This is a genomic window from Sorangium sp. So ce406 (assembly GCF_051474675.1).
GTDB lineage: Bacteria > Myxococcota_A > Polyangia > Polyangiales > Polyangiaceae > Sorangium > Sorangium cellulosum_G.
In genome coordinates this window covers 3,233,728-3,249,448 of record NZ_CP150340.1, presented here as the reverse complement: position 1 = coordinate 3,249,448, position 15,721 = coordinate 3,233,728, and the positions used below count along the sequence as shown (strand labels likewise).

Sequence of the window (15,721 nt, the reverse complement as noted above, 5' to 3'; positions counted from 1 at the left end):
AGTGGGATCCAGGACCTAACAGACGGCTGGACGAGCCCCCCCGCCCCCCTCCCGGCCGCGCCCCGGGGGCCGGCGCCGACCTCGACCCCAATCGCTATCCCGAACGTGGTAAGGTCCCGCGCGTGTCCACAGTGGTCTGCCCGCAATGCGCGAATCCGTGCGAGCAGGCGCACAAATTCTGCCCGGTGTGCGGCTTCCCGATCTCGGAGTTCAACCGGACGTCCGACGACCCGCTGATCGGCACCACGCTCCCGGGCAACTACGTGATCCTGGAGCTCGTCGGGGTGGGCGGCATGGGGCGCGTGTACCGGGCCGAGCAGAAGGCCCTGGGGCGCACGGTCGCCGTCAAGATCATCCATCCGCACCTGCTCGGCGACGAGAGCGCGTCCGTCCGGTTCATCACCGAGGCGCGCGCCGCGAGCCGCCTGAACCACCCGAACTCCGTCGGGGTCATCGACTTCGGCAAGAACGGCGGCCAGCTCTACCTGGTCATGGAGTTCCTGCGCGGGCGCGACCTCGCCCGCGTCGTCTACGAGGACGGCCCGCTCCCCTTCCGCCGCATCGTCGACATCCTCTGCCAGGTTCTCGCGGCGCTCTTCGAGGCGCACCACCTCGGCATCATCCACCGCGATCTCAAGCCCGAGAACATCGTGCTCGAGCCGATGCGCTCGGGCGGCGACTTCGTGAAGGTCGTCGACTTCGGCCTCGCGAAGATGAAGGCGGAGGTCGCGACGACGAACATCACGAGCCCGGGCATCGTCTGCGGGACCCCGGACTACATGGCCCCGGAGCAGGGCCGCGGCGACCCGATCGACGCGCGAAGCGACCTCTACGCGTGCGGCGTCATCCTGTTCCAGCTCCTCACCGGCCGGCTCCCCTTCGAGGCAGAGTCGCCGACGCAGGTCGTGCTGATGCACCTCTCCCTGCCGCCGCCGGATCCGGCGCTCGTCGCGCCCGAGCGCGAGATCCCCGAGCCGCTCGTCGAGGTCACGCTCCGCGCGCTCGAGAAGGAGGCCTCGCGCCGCTACCAGTCCGCGGACGAGTTCGCGGCCGCGCTCCGGTCGGCGGTCGGCACGTTCGACACGCCCTCGGGCCGCTTCTCGTTCGCCGAGGCGACGGTCATCTGCGCCGCGTGCCGCGCCATCGTGCCGCGCGGCCAGAAGTTCTGCGGCGAGTGCGGCGCCCGGATCGCGCAGCCGCACGCGCCCGCCCCGGCGCCGCGCGCCGCGCAGGGCGCCGCGCCCCCCACCGCCCGGCGCGATCGCGCGTCCTCGGCGCCCCCGCTCCCGCTCCCGTTCGCGGCGCGCGAGGACGACCTCGCGTGGCTCGACGGCTGCCTCGCGGACGTCGAGGGCTCGGTCGTCGCCGCGCGCATCGTCGGCGAGCACGGCGTCGGCAAGACGCGGCTCCTCCGCGAGTTCCTCGACGTCGCCGCGAGCCGTGGCGACGTCGTGATCCAGACCGGCCCGGATCCGTGGAGCGCCGAGGTCGGCTACTACGCGCTCCGCTGGGCGATCGCCGGGCTCGCCGAGCTCCCGCCCGACGGCGGCAACGCGTCGAACTGGAGCGGCGCGACGCCCGAGGCGCGGCGCGGCCTGCTCGAGATCTTCGGCAAGGGCGACCGCGGCAGCGACGTGCGCAGGCACGCCTGGAACAAGCCGGCCGCCGGGGGCCTGTCGCCCGACGACCGCCGCTTCATCGCCGCGGAGGCGCTGCGCTGGGCGCTCTCGCGCGCGCAGCAGGCCGCCTTCCCGCACCGCGTCCTGCTCGCGGTCGACGATCTGCACGCCGTCGACGGCGCGAGCCGGAACGCGTTCGCCGACGTGATCGCGGAGCCGCCGCTCGCGGCGCTGCTCATCGTCGCCAGCCACACGCCGGGCTTCGATCCCGAGTGGGGCGGGGCCGCGCGCACGCTCGGCGGCCTGCCTAAGGACACCGCGCTCTCGCTCCTCCGGAGCAGCGTGAGCCTGGACCACCGCGGCGCCCGCAAGACGCCCCCGAGCACGGGCGGCGCGCGCCTGTCGCCGCGGCGCGACGCCGCGGACGGCGCGACCGATCCGGCCGCGCTGGGCCTGCCGCCGAGCGCGGCGAGCCCGTCCGGACCGGGCGGCGAGGCCGCGACGGTGCCGCCGCTCTACATCGACCAGCTCGTCCGCTACACGCTCGAGGGCGGCAGCGACCCGCCCGCGCGGATGGCCGACCTGGTCGCCGCGCGCATCGAGCGGCTGCCGCAGGACGCGCGCCGCACGCTGCAGGCGCTCGCGGTCATCGGCGACGCGGCCGACCGGCCGACGCTGCAGCGCCTGCTCCCGGACATCCGCGCCTTCGACGACCTGCTCGGCAAGCTGGTCGCGGCGGGCATGATCGAGGAGCACGCGAGCGGCATCCGCACGACGCACCCGCTCCTGCGCGACGTGACGCTCGCGACGATCCCGGCCGGCGTCCGGCGCGACCTGCACGCCAAGGCGACGTTCGACAGCGCGGGCGACCCGCTCGCGCTGCCGATCGAGGTGCAGGCGATCCACGCCTACCACGCGCAGAACGCGTTCGTCGCGCTGATGCTGCTCGAGCAGGCGGCGGATCGCGCCGCCGCGCGCGGGGACAACGCCGGCAGCGTGCTCGCGCTGCGCCGCGGCCTCGACCTGGCGCGGCGGGAGATCTTCCGGGGCGAGCTCGACGACCCGGTGCGCGCGGTCCTGATCTTCAGCCGCAAGCTCGGCGAGGCGCTCGCGCGCGCGGGCGACCTGACCGACGCCGACGGCGTGCTGCGCGAGGCGCTCGACCTCGCCGGCCCCGGCGGCCCCGATCGCGCGCTCGTCCTGGGCGCGCTCGCGCACGTGGCGCACCAGCGCGAGCGCACGGGCGAGGCGTCGATGTACCTGCGGGAGGCGATGGACCTCGCGCGGCAGAGCGCCGACAGCGACGTGGTGCAGTCGCTCGACAAGATGCGGCGCGAGTGGATGTCGCGCTGAGCGGGGCACCGTGAACGGCGAGGAACGAGCGCAAGGGCCCCGATCTCCGGCGAAGGCAGCGGCGACGGCCGAGCGCGCGCCGTTCATCGCGCGGTGGGACCTCGACAAGACCTACCTCCGCACGGACTTCGACACGCTGCGCGATCTCGTACGGACCGCGATCGAGCGGCCGGATCAGAAGCGCACGGTGCCCGGCGCGGGGTCGCTGCTGCGCGAGCTCGGCCGCGCCGGGGTCGAGACGCACATCCTCTCGGGCAGCCCGGAGCAGCTCCGCTCCCGCATCGAGCAGAAGCTGCGGCTCGACGGCGCGCGCTGGGCGTCGCTCACGCTGAAGCCCAACCTGCAGAACATCCTCAGGCTGCGCTTTCGCGCGCTGCGCGGCCAGCTCGGCTACAAGCTGCCCGCGCTGCTCCAGCGGCGCTGCGAGCTCACGAGCCAGCGCGACCCGAGCGGCGCGCTGATCCGCGAGGTGCTCCTCGGCGACGACGCCGAGGCCGACGCGTTCGTCTACTCCCTGTACGCCGACGTCTGCGAGGGGCGGGTCACCCCGCTGGAGCTCGGCGAGGTGATGCGGCTCGGGCACGCCTATGACGACACCATCCTCGATGCGATCCGGTTCGCGAGCTACGTGGAGAAGGGCCCCGTGGTCGAGCGGATCCTCATCCACCTCGACCGGCAGTCGTCCCCCTCGGACTTCCGGATCTTCGGGGACCGGGTGGTCCCCTTCTACAACTACCTGCAGGCGGCCTTCGTGCTGCACGAGGACGGCCGCATCGGCGCGCACGCCGTGCTCCGCGTCGCCCAGGATCTGGTCGTGGCCCACAACTTCGACAGCGCCGCGCTCGCGCGGAGCTACGTCGACCTGTCGCGCCGCGGCCACGTCTCGGGCAAGGGCATCGCGTCGCTCGAGGCTGCCTACGGCGAGCTCGCGCAGCGCCGGGCCGCGGGCGCGAGCGACCTCGGCGCGATGATCGCGGAGCTCACGCGGCTCTGCGGCGACCTGCGCCCCGCGATGAGCCGGCCGCACGCGGCGATCGACTACCGCGCGCTCGCCGTCGGCCACAACCGCCGCGCGAAGCGCCGCCGCTGACGCGCCCTGCCCTCGTTCGACCGATCCGCGCGCCTACAGCCAGGCGTTGTTGAGGATCTCGCCGACGCCGCCGGCGCCCGGCACGATGTACTGGATGTTGTTCAGGCCGCGCTCCTCGTCCCAGTGCGTGCCCGGCTCGGTCTTGAGGACGCGCGCCGGCGAGAGGCCGCGATCGAGGCGCAGCGCGTAGATGATGGCGTCCGGGTGGGCGTCTGTGACGCGGCGGATGTACTCGGGCGTGACGATGAGGTGCATGGTGATGCACTTGGCCGGCCGCCCCTCGAGCGCGGTCTTGTAGTAGGAGAGGGCGCTGACCATGGATGTGCCCGTGGCGCCCATCGGATCGGGGAAGAGCACGTGGCGGCCCTCGACGTCGCGGCCGATCTTGGCGTCGTGCCATGTCGCGCCGATGACCTCGCCCTGCTCGTTCGTCTGCCGGCTCATGAACAGGTGATCTTGCCGGACCAGCGCGGGGTCGAGGACCTCGTTCAGGAGCTCGTAGACGACCTGCGAGGGCATCGTCCCGGCGCGCGCGATGCCCACCGTGACCACCTTGGTCGCGCGCGAGAGCGCGGCGCCGCGGTAGACCGCCTCCGGATGGGACGAGATCATCCGGGTCGGGACGTCCACGCGCGCGCGCCCCAGCTCGGCGGCGAAGACCACGCGCGCCAGGATCTGGTAGAGAACGCCGACGAGGCGCCCGACGTCGGGCTGACCCGTCTCCGGGGAGCAGGCTCGAGCCAGCAGCGTCCATGCGAGTGGGTCATCGAGGAGGTGCACGCCCGGACCGTACCGGTGGGCGATTTCGGGGGGCCGGAATCGACTCTCAGCGTACGCAACGTCGACCATCGTTTTTCTGTTACACTACCTGGCCCGGCGCGGGGTATTCCTCCGGGTGCGCGCCGGAGCTCTCCCCGGGAGCGAAACGGTTTCGAAGCGATGAGGGCGCCCGCCCCAGCGGGTCGCCCGGTGGACTTGCAAAGGAAGGGATGTTCGGTGGATAGCGACCTTGCCGAGTCGGTTACGGCGCTCAAGGATGCCTTTGCCCGAAGAGGCATCCCCGCGAGGTTCGGAAAGGCGGCTCCAGCGGTGGTGGAAGAGCTGCGCAGGACGCTGCGGGTGCCCGCCAGGTACCGCGCTTTCCTGCTGGAGGCAGACCCGCTCGACGTCGAGACGGTGACGCCGGTCGAGCGCGTACGCCTCATCCCTTCGGAGAAGCTCGCGGCCGAGCAGCAGGCGAGCGGCGGCGAGAGCTCCCTCGCGGGCTGGCGCAAGAGCTGGATCCTCATCGCGCGCAGCGCCCTGCTGGGAGATCCCTACTTCCTCGATATCTCGAAGCTCGACGCCGAAGGGGACTGTCCCGTGTTCACCTGCATGACCGGGACCGAGTCGCTCAAGCCGGAGCTCTGCGCGTCGAGCTTCCAGCAGTTCCTTCGCATCCTCGCGACCTCGATGGAGGTCGCGTCCGGCTTCGGCGAGAGCGGCCTCGACGACGACGACGAGGCGATCTTCCGCGAGGCGCTCGCGCCGAAGATCAAGACGATCGACTCCGCGGCCCTGCGCGCGGGCCACTGGACGTGACGGAGCGTCCACGGCGCGCCGCTCGCCGGGCGCGCTGGGGATCGAGCTGACCGTGCCATGGCCAGGTGCCCGGCTTGCAATGCAGAGAACCCGGGTTCCGCCCGGTTCTGCGTGTCGTGCGGCGCGTCGATGGCCGCGCGGGGCGTCGCGACGCCCTCCGCGTCTCCTGCGCCCCACGCGCAGGCGACCGTCCCGGGCCAGCCGCTGACCGAAGCGCTGCTGCCCGAGGATCCAGCGCACCGCGTCAGCCAGGCGGCCTTCGGCGCTGACGGCGCGAAGCTCCCGCCGGCCTTCGGGAGCGCCTTGCTCGTGCCGGCCTCCGGCGGCGGCGCGAGCGCGGCGGCGGCGGCGCCGCACGTCGTCCCGGCGCCGCTGGCGGGCTCGCTCCCGCGGCGGGCTCCAGGGGGTCACCTGCCGGCGGGGACGCTCGTCGATCAGAAGTACGTGGTCGAGCGGGTGCTCGGCGAGGGCGGCATGGGGGTCGTCTACCTCGCGCGGGACGTCCACACCGGGCTGCACGTGGTCCTGAAGGCGGTGCGGCAGGAGCTCGGTCACCGGCCCGACGTGCGCGCGCGGACGCTCGCCGAGGGCCGCGCGCTGGCGCAGATCGATCATCCGAACGTCGTCCACCTGAAGGCCGTGGTCGCGGAGCGGGACGATCTCTGGCTCGTCATGCAGTACATCGACGGCGAGAGCCTGGAGCAGACGCTCGCCAGGTACGCCGAGGAGCGCCGGCCGATGCCGCTGCCCGAGGCGCTCTCGATCTTCCGGCAGCTCGCCTCCGGCATCGCGGCCGCGCACCGCGAGGGGGTGATCCACCGCGATCTCAAGCCTGCGAACGTCCTGATCCGCCGCAAGGACGGCGTCGCGAAGGTGACCGATTTCGGCATCGCCAAGGCCGAGGCCGACGCGCTCGCGGGGCGCGGGATGACCAAGGGGATCATCGGCTCGCTCTATTACATGTCCCCGGAGCAGGTCCTCGGGCGCCGCGACCTCGACAAGCGGGTGGACATCTACGCGCTCGGCGTCGTGCTCTACGAGATGCTGATCGGGCAGGTGCCGTTCGACGCCGAGAGCGATGTCGAGATCATGCGGCTCCACGCGGAGGTGCCGCTCCCCAGCGTCAGCGCGGTGCGGCGCGACGTCCCGCCGGAGCTCGACGCGTTCCTCCGGAAGGCGTGCGCCAAGGACAGGGCGGACCGCTTCTCGAGCTGCGAGGAGATGCTCGCGGCGCTCGACGCGATCGCCCGCCCCGCGCCGGCCGCGACCGCGGCGCCCCTCGGCGCGTCGAGCCGGCCGCCGCCGCCGGCGGCCACGACCGTGGACGAGATCCGCGACGCGGCCACGGGTGGCCCGCTGGCGGGCAGGCCTGCGAGGTCGCATCGCGGGCGGGGGTCGCGGCTCGCGATCGGCGCCGGCGCCCTCGTGATGTTCGGCGGGGCGGCCGCGCTGCTCTGGCTGGGCGTGCTCGACAAGCCGCGCGACGGCCGCCGGAGGGGCGCCGCGCCGCCGCCGGCCCCGGTGACCAGCGCGAGCTCCGCCGCCCCTGAGGCGAGCGCGCCGCCGCCGGATCCGTCGCCGCTCGCGGGCCTCACCGGCCTGTGGGTCGGCAACGGGCGCGAGCTCGAGGCCGTCCTCGCCGGCGAGACGCTCGAGTTCCGGGTCCGCCACCCCGAGCAGTTCGCGCCGCAGGACTACGTGGAGGGCGAGGCCCGCTTCTCGCTGCGCGAGATCCCCGGGGAGACCGGGGTGTTCGCCGTGGAGGACCGGCTCCGGTTCATCGCGCCCGAGTCGCGCCAGTTCGATCCGTCGCGCTCGCGCGGCACCTGCCAGGACGTCCGCAGCGCCGTGGAGGGCCGTCCCTTGCGCGCGAGCTTCGACGGGACGCGCCTGAGCGTCGAGTTCGCGAAGATCGAGCCGTCCGCGGGCAACTTCGTGATGGAGCGCAACAAGGTCGTGAGCTGCGTCGGCCTCAGCGCCCTCCCCGCCACGCGCGTCGTGAGCACGCTGTCGAGGATGTGACGCGACACGCCGCTCCGGAGCGGCGGCCTTCTGGCGCGCGCGCCCCGCGCGAGGCGCTCCGCTCAGAGGCCGCCGACCGCCGGCACCGGCTGCGGCTTACCGGCGTGGATGATCGCGCACCGGACGGTGGTCGACGACGTCGGCGCGCTCGCCCTCCCGCCGCCGAGGACGAGCGTGGCGAAGATGTTGCGCGCGGCGGTGTCGACCTCCGCGGCGCCGCGCGGCGGGACCGGGTTCCCGCTGGCGTCGAACACCGTCACCGCCTGCACGACGCCGCGGGCGATCTCGCCCTCCGGGAACGACATCATCACCGCGATGCGGACGTAGGCCGACGCCCCCTCGACGACCCCGAAGCTGTGCGGCTTCTTGGCGAAGGCGCCGCAGAAGCCGCTCGTGCCCATGCCGCCGTTCGGGCCGTAGTTCGCCGACGCCCACTGCCCGACGTTGACCGTGAGCCCGCTATCGCCCGACCCCTGCGCGTACTGGACGCACTGGGCGAGCGCGGGATCCCACATCGATCCCGTCGGGCACTGCCCCACCTTGGCGCAGGCCTGACCGGTCCACACCTCGTCGCGCGCGCAGGTCTGCGAGAGCGGGACGCACGCGGCGGTCGGCCCGTCGACGACGAGCTCCTGGCCGGGCGGGCACCCGAGCTGCTGCCCGGCGCCGACGGCGACCCCGATGTTGCTCGCCACCTGCTCGCGCGACACGCAGTAGCCCGTGCTCTGGTCGATCTCGTCGCCCGGCCTGCAGCGGTCGGGGGCGCACCCGCCGGCCTCGTAGTGGCGACCCACGCCGCAGTAGGCGTTCGCCGCCTGGGGCGTGAGGCACTGGCCCGCGACCGAGAGGTAGCCCTTCAGGCAGCGGCAGCGGTTCTGCGTGGTGTCGAAGCCGGCGCCGTCGCTGCACGACGAGATCGAGCAGCGGCAGCTGCTGCCCTGGCAGATCTTGAGGAAGCAGGAGTTCTCCGGGCACCCGACGAGGACCGCGGGCGCGAGCGCGAGGAGCGCGAGCGAGATCGCGGTGGGGGCGACGCCAAACGAGCCGGGCCGCATGCGGGCGACCCTACTCCATCCGGTCGGGCCGGGGAACTTCGCGGCGCGACGCGCGGCCGTGCACGCGCGCGCCGCGCGACCTGCGACGGCGGGCGCGCGGCCGGCGTACCACCGGACGGGGTGCTGTGGTACGGGGTGTCGCCGTCCGGGCGGAGATCCCGCCGCGCCGGTCCCACGTGAAGCCATGCTGCCCATCTACATCGAAGGTTCGCCTGAGTTCGAGTCCACCCTGTCTGCCCTGCGCGCCCGCGGCACGGGCGATCTCGCGAACGTCACGCCTGCGGTGACCGAGATCATCGACGACGTCCGGCGCGGGGGCACGGCCGCCGTGCTCCGCTACATCGAGAAGTTCGAGCGGAGGACGCCGAAGGCGCTCGTCCGCCACGCGGGCCCGGAAGCGGAGGGCGGCTTCGGCGGCGCCGAGGCGCTCGCCCGGCTCCCGTCCGACGTCCGCGCCGCCCTCGAGACCGCGGCCGCGAGGATCGCGCGGTACCATGAGCGGCAGCGCGACGCGGGCGACCTCGGGCCGGCGGACGCAGCGCAGGGCGGGCCCGCGCTGCAGGCCGGGTTCAGCTACGAGGAGGAGGGCGTCCTCCTCGGCATGCGCGTGCGCCCCCTGCGTCGCGTCGGCGTCTACGCGCCGGGCGGCAAGGCGCGCTACCCCTCGAGCGTGCTGATGTCGGCGATCCCCGCGCGCATCGCCGGCGTGCGCGAGATCGTCCTCGCGAGCCCGTCGGCGGACGACGCCACGCTGGCCGCGGCGCACCTCTCTGGCGTGACGACCCTGCTCGACTCGGGCGGCGCGCAGGCGATCGCGGCCATGGCCTACGGGCTCCCGGAGCTCGCGGCGGTCGACAAGATCGTCGGGCCCGGCAACGCGTATGTCGCCTGCGCGAAGCGGCTCGTCTTCGGCGACGTGTCGATCGACGGCATCACCGGCCCGAGCGAGATCCTGGCGCTCGCCGACGACTCCGCGGATCCGCGGCTCGTCGCGGCCGACCTGCTCTCGCAAGCCGAGCACGACGAGGCGTCCTACGCGCTGCTCGCGACGACCTCGGCCAAGCTGGCGGAGGCGGTCGCGCGCGAGCTCGACGCCGCGCTCCCCGAGCTCACGCGGCGCGCGATCGTGGAGCAGTCGCTCTCCCTGCACGCCGCGGCGCTGGTGGTCGGGTCGCGCGCTCGCCTCGCCGAGATCGCCGATCAGCTCGGGGTCGAGCACGTGGCCTTCCACGTGGCCGACGCCGAGGCGCTGTTCTCGGAGATCGGCACGCTCGGCGCCGCGCTGCTCGGCAGCCTCACCCCGGTCGCGGCGGGCGACTACCTGGCGGGGCCGTCGCACGTGCTCCCGACCGGCAACTCGGCCCGCTTCGGCTCGCCGCTCGGCGTGTACGACTTCGTGACCCGCGCGAGCCTCATCCGTTACTCCAGCGCGGCGCTGCGCGCGCAGGGCCCGGTCATCGAGAAGCTGGCGCTGGCGGAGGGCCTCCAGGCGCACGCCCGCGCCGTGACGCTCCGCCTCGCGAGCACGGCGCTCGACCCGGCGAAGCGCGACCCCTCGAAGACCTGACGTACCCTCACCGCCGACGGCCCCTCGCCGCCTCGTCGATCGCGCCGCGCCCTTCGGAGCGCGGCGGTCGAAGGGGTGGCGCCGACGGCTCGGACGCGCGCCGACGGCTCGGACGCGCGCCGACGGCTCGGACGCGCGCCTTACCATCGCCGCGCGCCGTCCATTCCTCGCAGCGACGAACGAGCACGCGCGCCTCCGCGCCGAGGCGCGCGTGCGCCGTTCTCACCGGCCACATCGCGTGGCGACACGAGAGGCCGCACGGACCCACAATGCCCGCGCGGCCTCTCGGCGCCCTGCGCTCAACTCGGCTTCACTCGACGCGCAGGTAGCCTGCGTTGATCAGCTTCAGCACGGACTGCGCGGTCTCCAGATCCGTCGCGGGGCTCTTGTTGAGGACCATCGCGAGGTGCCCGTGGTTGAAGACGACCTGGAGGACGTCCAGATCGACGGGCGAGAGATCGCGGAGCAGCGGCTTGAGCGGCTGGGGGATGACCAGGCGCGCCGACAGATCCGGGAGCTGGTGCCGGATGTTGTTCAGCTCGTCGATCTGCCGGAGCCCCTCCATGAGGAGCTCCTGCACCGTCGCGCTGATCTCGCCGGTCATCACCCGTTCCTCGGCCGGCTCCAGATCGAACGTCCCGCCGGCCCACGTGAGGATCCGGTAGACGCTCTTGAGCGGCGGGACGTCGGTCAGATCGTTGATCGTCGCAAAGGTCACGATGCCCTTGCGCAGGTAGATCTTGCCGACGTCGTCGTCGGAACGGACGACGAGGACTCCGCTCTTCTTCGATGTGCCGAAGAGCTGAAGCAGATCGGGGAGCGGGATCTCGTCGATCGACCCGGACATCGACCGGGTCTGACCGCTCCTGAGCGAGGGCTCGTCCATGCGACGGCGCGCCGGGGGCGCGCCGGGATCGGTGGAGACGACCTTGAGGATGCTGGTGCCGATGAGCACCCGATCGCCCTCCTTCAGGGTCGTCTTCTTGATCTTCTCGCCGTTGACGAACGTACCGTTCGTCGAGCCGAGGTCCTCGATCACGATCTGCTGATCGGTACAGGCAATCCGGGCATGGCGCCGGGAGACCATGTCCTCGACGAGGACCATGTCGAGGTCGCTGGAGCGACCCACGACGATCTCCTGCTGCTCCCCGAGGGGAAATTCGCCGCCTTGGTACTTCCCGGAGATGAAGCGCAACGCCAGTTGCCGCGTTGCCGACACCTTGGGAGCGTGGTTATCCATCGCAGGGAGTAAAAACCTTCGAGCGCTACGCGAGCGCCAGCAGGGGGCAAAGTCTAGTTTCACCGAGCAAAGGTGGTCAAGAGATCCGGTCTGTTCTTTCAAATGAGTTCGCCCGCTCGGGTTAACGCAACGCGCCGACCGCCCTCCTCCAGTCCAACCCAGAGCCCACCCCCGCCGGCCATCGGGCGCGCCCAAATGCGTCCAATCCGCGAGGAAACCGGCCACTAGCGACGGCTGAGCCCGCTGGGTTCCACGTCCCGGCCCCTCCGCAGCAGGCGCCCTCCTCCACGGAGATCGCGGCCGCTCGGTTCATAGCCCTTGCTTTCGGCCCCGGCATGTTGAACGGCCTCGGCGTGAGCTCCGAAGCGACGCAACGCACCCTCGCCGCAGGCGATCCGCTGGGCACGCACCGCGTGCTCGACCCCCCCGGGGCCCTCCCGCAGCCGGCAGAGCGGCTGGACGCCGACGCCTCGCGCCACTTCGAGACCGAGATCGTCGTGGACGTGGCGACGCTGAACATCGACGCCGCGAGCTTCCGCCAGATGGAGGAGGCCTCCGACGGCGATCCGGCCGGCGTGGCGCGGCTCGTCCTCGAGACGGTGGCGCGCCGGGGAAAGCAGCACAACCCGGTCACCGGCTCGGGCGGCATGCTGCTCGGCGTCGTCCGGCGCGTCGGATCGCTCGCGGAGCACCGCGGCGTCGCCGCCGGCGACCGCATCGCGACGCTCGCGTCGCTCTCGCTCACGCCGCTCTCGCTCCGCCGCATCGTCGCCGTGCGCCCTGCGTCCGCGCAGATCGACGTCGAGGGCACCGCGATCGTCTTCGCGTCGGCGCCGCTCGCGCGGATGCCGAGCGACATGCCCGAGCGGCTCGCCCTCGCGCTGCTCGACGTCGCCGGCGCGGCCCCCCAGGTGGCGCGCCTCGCCGGCCCGCGCGACAGCGTCGTGGTGCTCGGCGCGGGCGGGAAGTCCGGCCTGCTGTGCGCGGCCGAGGCGCGGCGCTGCGTCGGCCGGTCCGGCCGCGTGATCGGCGTCGAGGCGTCGCCGGAGTTCGCCGCCGACCTGCGCGCGCTCGCGATCTGCGACCACGTCGCCGTGGTGGACGCGCGCGACCCCATCGCGGTGCGCGACGCCGTGCTGCCGTTCACGGGCGACGCGGGCGCCGACCTCACGCTGTCGTGCGTGAACGTCCCCGGGGTGGAGCTCAGCGCGATCGTCGTGACGCGCGATCGCGGCAAGACGTACTTCTTCGCGATGAGCACGAGCTTCACCGCCGCCGCGCTCGGGGCCGAGGGCATCGGCAAGGACGTCGACCTCTACATCGGCAACGGCTACGCGCACGGCCACGCCGAGCACACGCTGGCGCTCGTGCGCGAGCACCCCGCGCTCGAGCGCCTCATGGCGTCGCGCTACGGATGAGCACGCCGCGCGGCGCCAGCAGGCCGCGCGCCCCGGCGCCGCGGCTTCGGCCGGGGCGCGCTCGCCGGCGTCACCCGGCCCGCTCCTGAGGGGCCAGCTCCGCCGCGGGCAGCCCCGCGGGCGCCGGCCCGGCCGCGGGCGCGGCTGCGCCCAGCTTGTCGACCGCGGCGGGGAGGATCACGGCGAAGGTGCTCCCCTTCCCTTCGTAGGAGCGCACCTCGATCCGGCCGCCCGCGCTCTGCGCGATGCGCTGGCTGATCGACAGCCCGAGCCCCGTCCCCTTGTCCTTCGTGGTGAAGAACGGCAGGAAGATGTTCGCGAGCACCTTCTGGGAGATGCCCGGCCCGTTGTCGGTGACGTTGAGCTCGACGAACGGCTCGTCCGAGCCGGAGCCGGGCCGCGTGCCTCGGCCGAAGCGGACGCGCGTGGAGATCACCACCTTGCCCCGGCCCTTCATCGCCTGGACCGCGTTGCGGAACAGGTTCATCAGCACCTGCCGGAGCTGCTCGGGATCGATGGCGACGCGGGGGAGATCGGGATCCAGCGTGACCTCGACCTCGAGGTGATCGTTGCGGCGCTCGATCGAGAGCACCTGCAACGTGCGGCGCACGATCGCGTTCACGTCGGTCGGCACGACCGAGCCCTGCGCCGGCCGCGCGAGATCGAGCACCGAGCCCACGACCCGGTCGAGCCGGTCGACCTCCTCGAGGATGATCCCGATGAACTCGCGCGAGGACGGGTCGATCTCCGCCTCCGGCACGGGATCCGCGAGGAGCTGCGCCGCGCCCTTGATCGCGCCGAGCGGGTTCCTGATCTCGTGCGCGAGCCCGGCCGCCATCTGGCCCAGGAGCGCGAGCCGGTCCCGCTCCTTCATCTGCGCGTAGAGGCGCGAGTTCTCGAGCACGACGCCGATCTGCGCGGCGAGCGTCTCGAGCAGCGTCAGCTCCTCTGGCGAGAACGCGTCGCGCACGCGCGTGTCCGCCACGACGAGGAGCCCGATGGGCTCGCCCTGCTCGTCGCGCGCGCAGAGCACGACGCCCGAGCAGAGGCTGCCGAGCACCTCGGCCGCCGCCAGCACCGCGTCCTCCGGGACCTGCGGCCGCACCTCCGTCCGCCGCGCGAAGTTGCCGTCGTCCTCGGCGTCGCTGCGGCTGCGGCGCGCGCGCCGCTCGCGGGCCTCGCGCTCGAGCTCCTCCATCGCGAGCGGCCCGCGCTCGAGGCGATCGAGCATCGCCCTCGCGGTCGCCACCTCGATCCGCTCGGGGACGCGCGGCCCGAGCGAGGCGAGCCGGTCGAAGCCGGTCCCGTCCTGATCGCGCAGGTAGAGCGCCGCCCCCGTGACCCGGCGCGACTGCTCGAGCGCGCTCATCACGATCGCGCCCATCTCCTCGACCTCGAGCGTGTGCACGAGGCGCCGCCGCGCCTCCGCGAGCGATCGGTCGAGATCGAACCGCTCCCGCAGGAAGAGGCGCTGGATCTGCTCCTCGACGCGCTCGCGCAGCGGATCGAACAGCACCAGGATCACGATCGCGGCGAGCACGGCGTTCAGGTACATCGTGTTGAAGCCGCCGATGAACGTGAGCAGCAGGTAGAAGATCAGCGCGATCAGGAACGCGACCGCCGTGGCGACGAGCAGGCGCGCGAGCATCTCGTAGGCGTCGAGGAGCCGCTCGTGGCGGAGCGCCTGGGCGAGGACGAAAAGGAAGACGATCGAGAGCGCCGCGCCGACCGGCGGCGGCTCCGCGCCGAGGAACCAGGCGAAATCGGCGACGCTGGCGAGCCCCGCGAGCGCGCCGATCACCACGAGGAACCGCACGCGACGCTGCGTCGCGCGCGAGGAGCTCCGCTTGCCGCGCTGGCCGAGCGTGTACAGCCCCGCGGTGAGCAGCGCGAAGACGTAGGTGAAGATGCAGCCGCGCGTGAGCCAGTCGAGCCACGAGCCAGGCTCCCGGCTCACCAGCACGAGGACGAACAGCGGGATGACGAGCACCCCCGCGAACCGGAGCAGCCGCGAGCGCCGGTCCTGGTCGTGGGGGATCATCGCCTCGAAGAGCTGCAGCGCGAACTGCGGCAGCAGCACGGCGAGGATCGCGGTGAAGCGCTCCCAGATCGAGGCCTGGAAGAAGCCGAAGAGCGACTGGGACAGGTACCAGAGCCCGACGTCCGCGGCGAACGCGGCGAAGAACAGGTGGACGCGCCGGACGCGGCCCCGGAGCAGCGTCGAGGCCGCGATCGCGAGGGCCAGGGCCCCGCAGACCAGGGTCGTCCGTGTGCGGAGATCGAACCCGAGCGGCGCCACGCGCGAAGGCTACCGCAGGGCGCCGGGCGGCAACCGCAAAACGCGCCAGGGCGACCGGCCGCGCGGCGCAGGGGCGCGGCCGCGCCGGCCCGGCCCTCGGCTCAGCGCGTCCCGTCGCCGTCGGACGGCGTCTTGTCGTGGCTGTCGGTGCGGCTCGGGGGGCACCACGGGAGCGGATCCGGCTCCGAGTCGTCGCGCTCCCGCGACCGCACGTAGCTCGTCGCGGGCCACCGCTGGTCGGCGGACGGCAACGCCACGTCGCGCTCCCGGAGCGACCCGGGCGTGACGACGTCGATGACCGGGAGGCCGACATCGCCGTCCAGCTCGTCGGACCTGCCGGGCGCCTCGTCGGAGATCATCGGGTCGAGATCGCTCCACGCTTCCACGCCCTGCTCATCGTGCTCCGCGGGCGCGATCGCGCACCCCAGAATCAGCAGCAGAGGCGCCGCGAGGCCCCCGAAAAGCCAACTCGTCCAG

Annotated in this window: 11 protein-coding genes; 6 read left to right on the top strand and 5 right to left on the bottom strand. The window is 73.2% G+C overall.

The annotated features are described in order from the left end of the window. Window positions 1–122 precede the first annotated feature (122 nt). Window positions 123–2,972 carry a protein kinase domain-containing protein gene (locus WME96_RS12200; RefSeq protein ID WP_437290315.1) on the top strand — a complete coding sequence of 950 codons (2,850 nt, stop codon included), beginning with the start codon at window positions 123–125 and terminating at the stop codon, window positions 2,970–2,972. Window positions 2,973–2,982: 10 nt separating this feature from the next. Then, the gene (locus WME96_RS12195) at window positions 2,983–4,062 is read left to right on the top strand and encodes a hypothetical protein (protein ID WP_437290314.1); all 1,080 of its coding nucleotides are present in this window, start codon (window positions 2,983–2,985) and stop codon (window positions 4,060–4,062) included. 33 nt (window positions 4,063–4,095) lie between these two features. On the opposite strand, the gene WME96_RS12190 is transcribed toward WME96_RS12195, so the two are convergent. Further along, entirely contained in the window at window positions 4,096–4,911 is an 816-nt protein-coding gene (locus tag WME96_RS12190) for a uracil phosphoribosyltransferase (protein WP_437290313.1), read from the bottom strand. Window positions 4,912–5,151: 240 nt separating this feature from the next. Here WME96_RS12190 and WME96_RS12185 point away from each other — a divergent pair, with 240 nt between their 5' ends. Beyond that, the gene (locus tag WME96_RS12185; RefSeq protein WP_437290312.1) at window positions 5,152–5,643 is read left to right on the top strand and encodes an SMI1/KNR4 family protein; all 492 of its coding nucleotides are present in this window, start codon (window positions 5,152–5,154) and stop codon (window positions 5,641–5,643) included. Window positions 5,644–5,700: 57 nt separating this feature from the next. Further along, the gene (locus tag WME96_RS12180; protein ID WP_437290311.1) at window positions 5,701–7,665 is read left to right on the top strand and encodes a serine/threonine-protein kinase; all 1,965 of its coding nucleotides are present in this window, start codon (window positions 5,701–5,703) and stop codon (window positions 7,663–7,665) included. Between the two features lie 62 nt (window positions 7,666–7,727). Here WME96_RS12180 and WME96_RS12175 read toward each other — a convergent pair whose 3' ends face one another. Beyond that, window positions 7,728–8,720, bottom strand: coding sequence for a hypothetical protein (locus WME96_RS12175; RefSeq protein ID WP_437290310.1), 993 nt, complete (start codon window positions 8,718–8,720; stop codon window positions 7,728–7,730). Between the two features lie 184 nt (window positions 8,721–8,904). Here WME96_RS12175 and hisD point away from each other — a divergent pair, with 184 nt between their 5' ends. Beyond that, a complete protein-coding gene (gene hisD, locus WME96_RS12170) occupies window positions 8,905–10,287 on the top strand; it encodes a histidinol dehydrogenase (protein WP_437290309.1) in 1,383 nt (460 codons plus the stop codon). A 310-nt stretch (window positions 10,288–10,597) separates the two neighbouring features. Here the strand turns inward: hisD and WME96_RS12165 are convergent, their stop codons facing one another. Beyond that, a complete protein-coding gene (locus WME96_RS12165; RefSeq protein ID WP_061610377.1) occupies window positions 10,598–11,527 on the bottom strand; it encodes a DUF4388 domain-containing protein in 930 nt (309 codons plus the stop codon). A gap of 335 nt (window positions 11,528–11,862) precedes the next feature. Here WME96_RS12165 and WME96_RS12160 point away from each other — a divergent pair, with 335 nt between their 5' ends. Next, a complete protein-coding gene (locus WME96_RS12160) occupies window positions 11,863–12,945 on the top strand; it encodes an L-erythro-3,5-diaminohexanoate dehydrogenase (protein ID WP_437290308.1) in 1,083 nt (360 codons plus the stop codon). A 70-nt stretch (window positions 12,946–13,015) separates the two neighbouring features. Here the strand turns inward: WME96_RS12160 and WME96_RS12155 are convergent, their stop codons facing one another. Together WME96_RS12155 and WME96_RS12150 are read right to left on the bottom strand one after the other, a co-directional pair. Further along, on the bottom strand, window positions 13,016–15,244 hold the full coding sequence (locus WME96_RS12155) for an ATP-binding protein (RefSeq protein WP_437290307.1): 2,229 nt from the start codon (window positions 15,242–15,244) through the stop codon (window positions 13,016–13,018). Between the two features lie 101 nt (window positions 15,245–15,345). Beyond that, window positions 15,346–15,630 (bottom strand): hypothetical protein, encoded by a 285-nt coding sequence (locus WME96_RS12150; RefSeq protein ID WP_437290306.1) that lies wholly within the window; start codon window positions 15,628–15,630, stop codon window positions 15,346–15,348. Window positions 15,631–15,721: the final 91 nt, after the last annotated feature.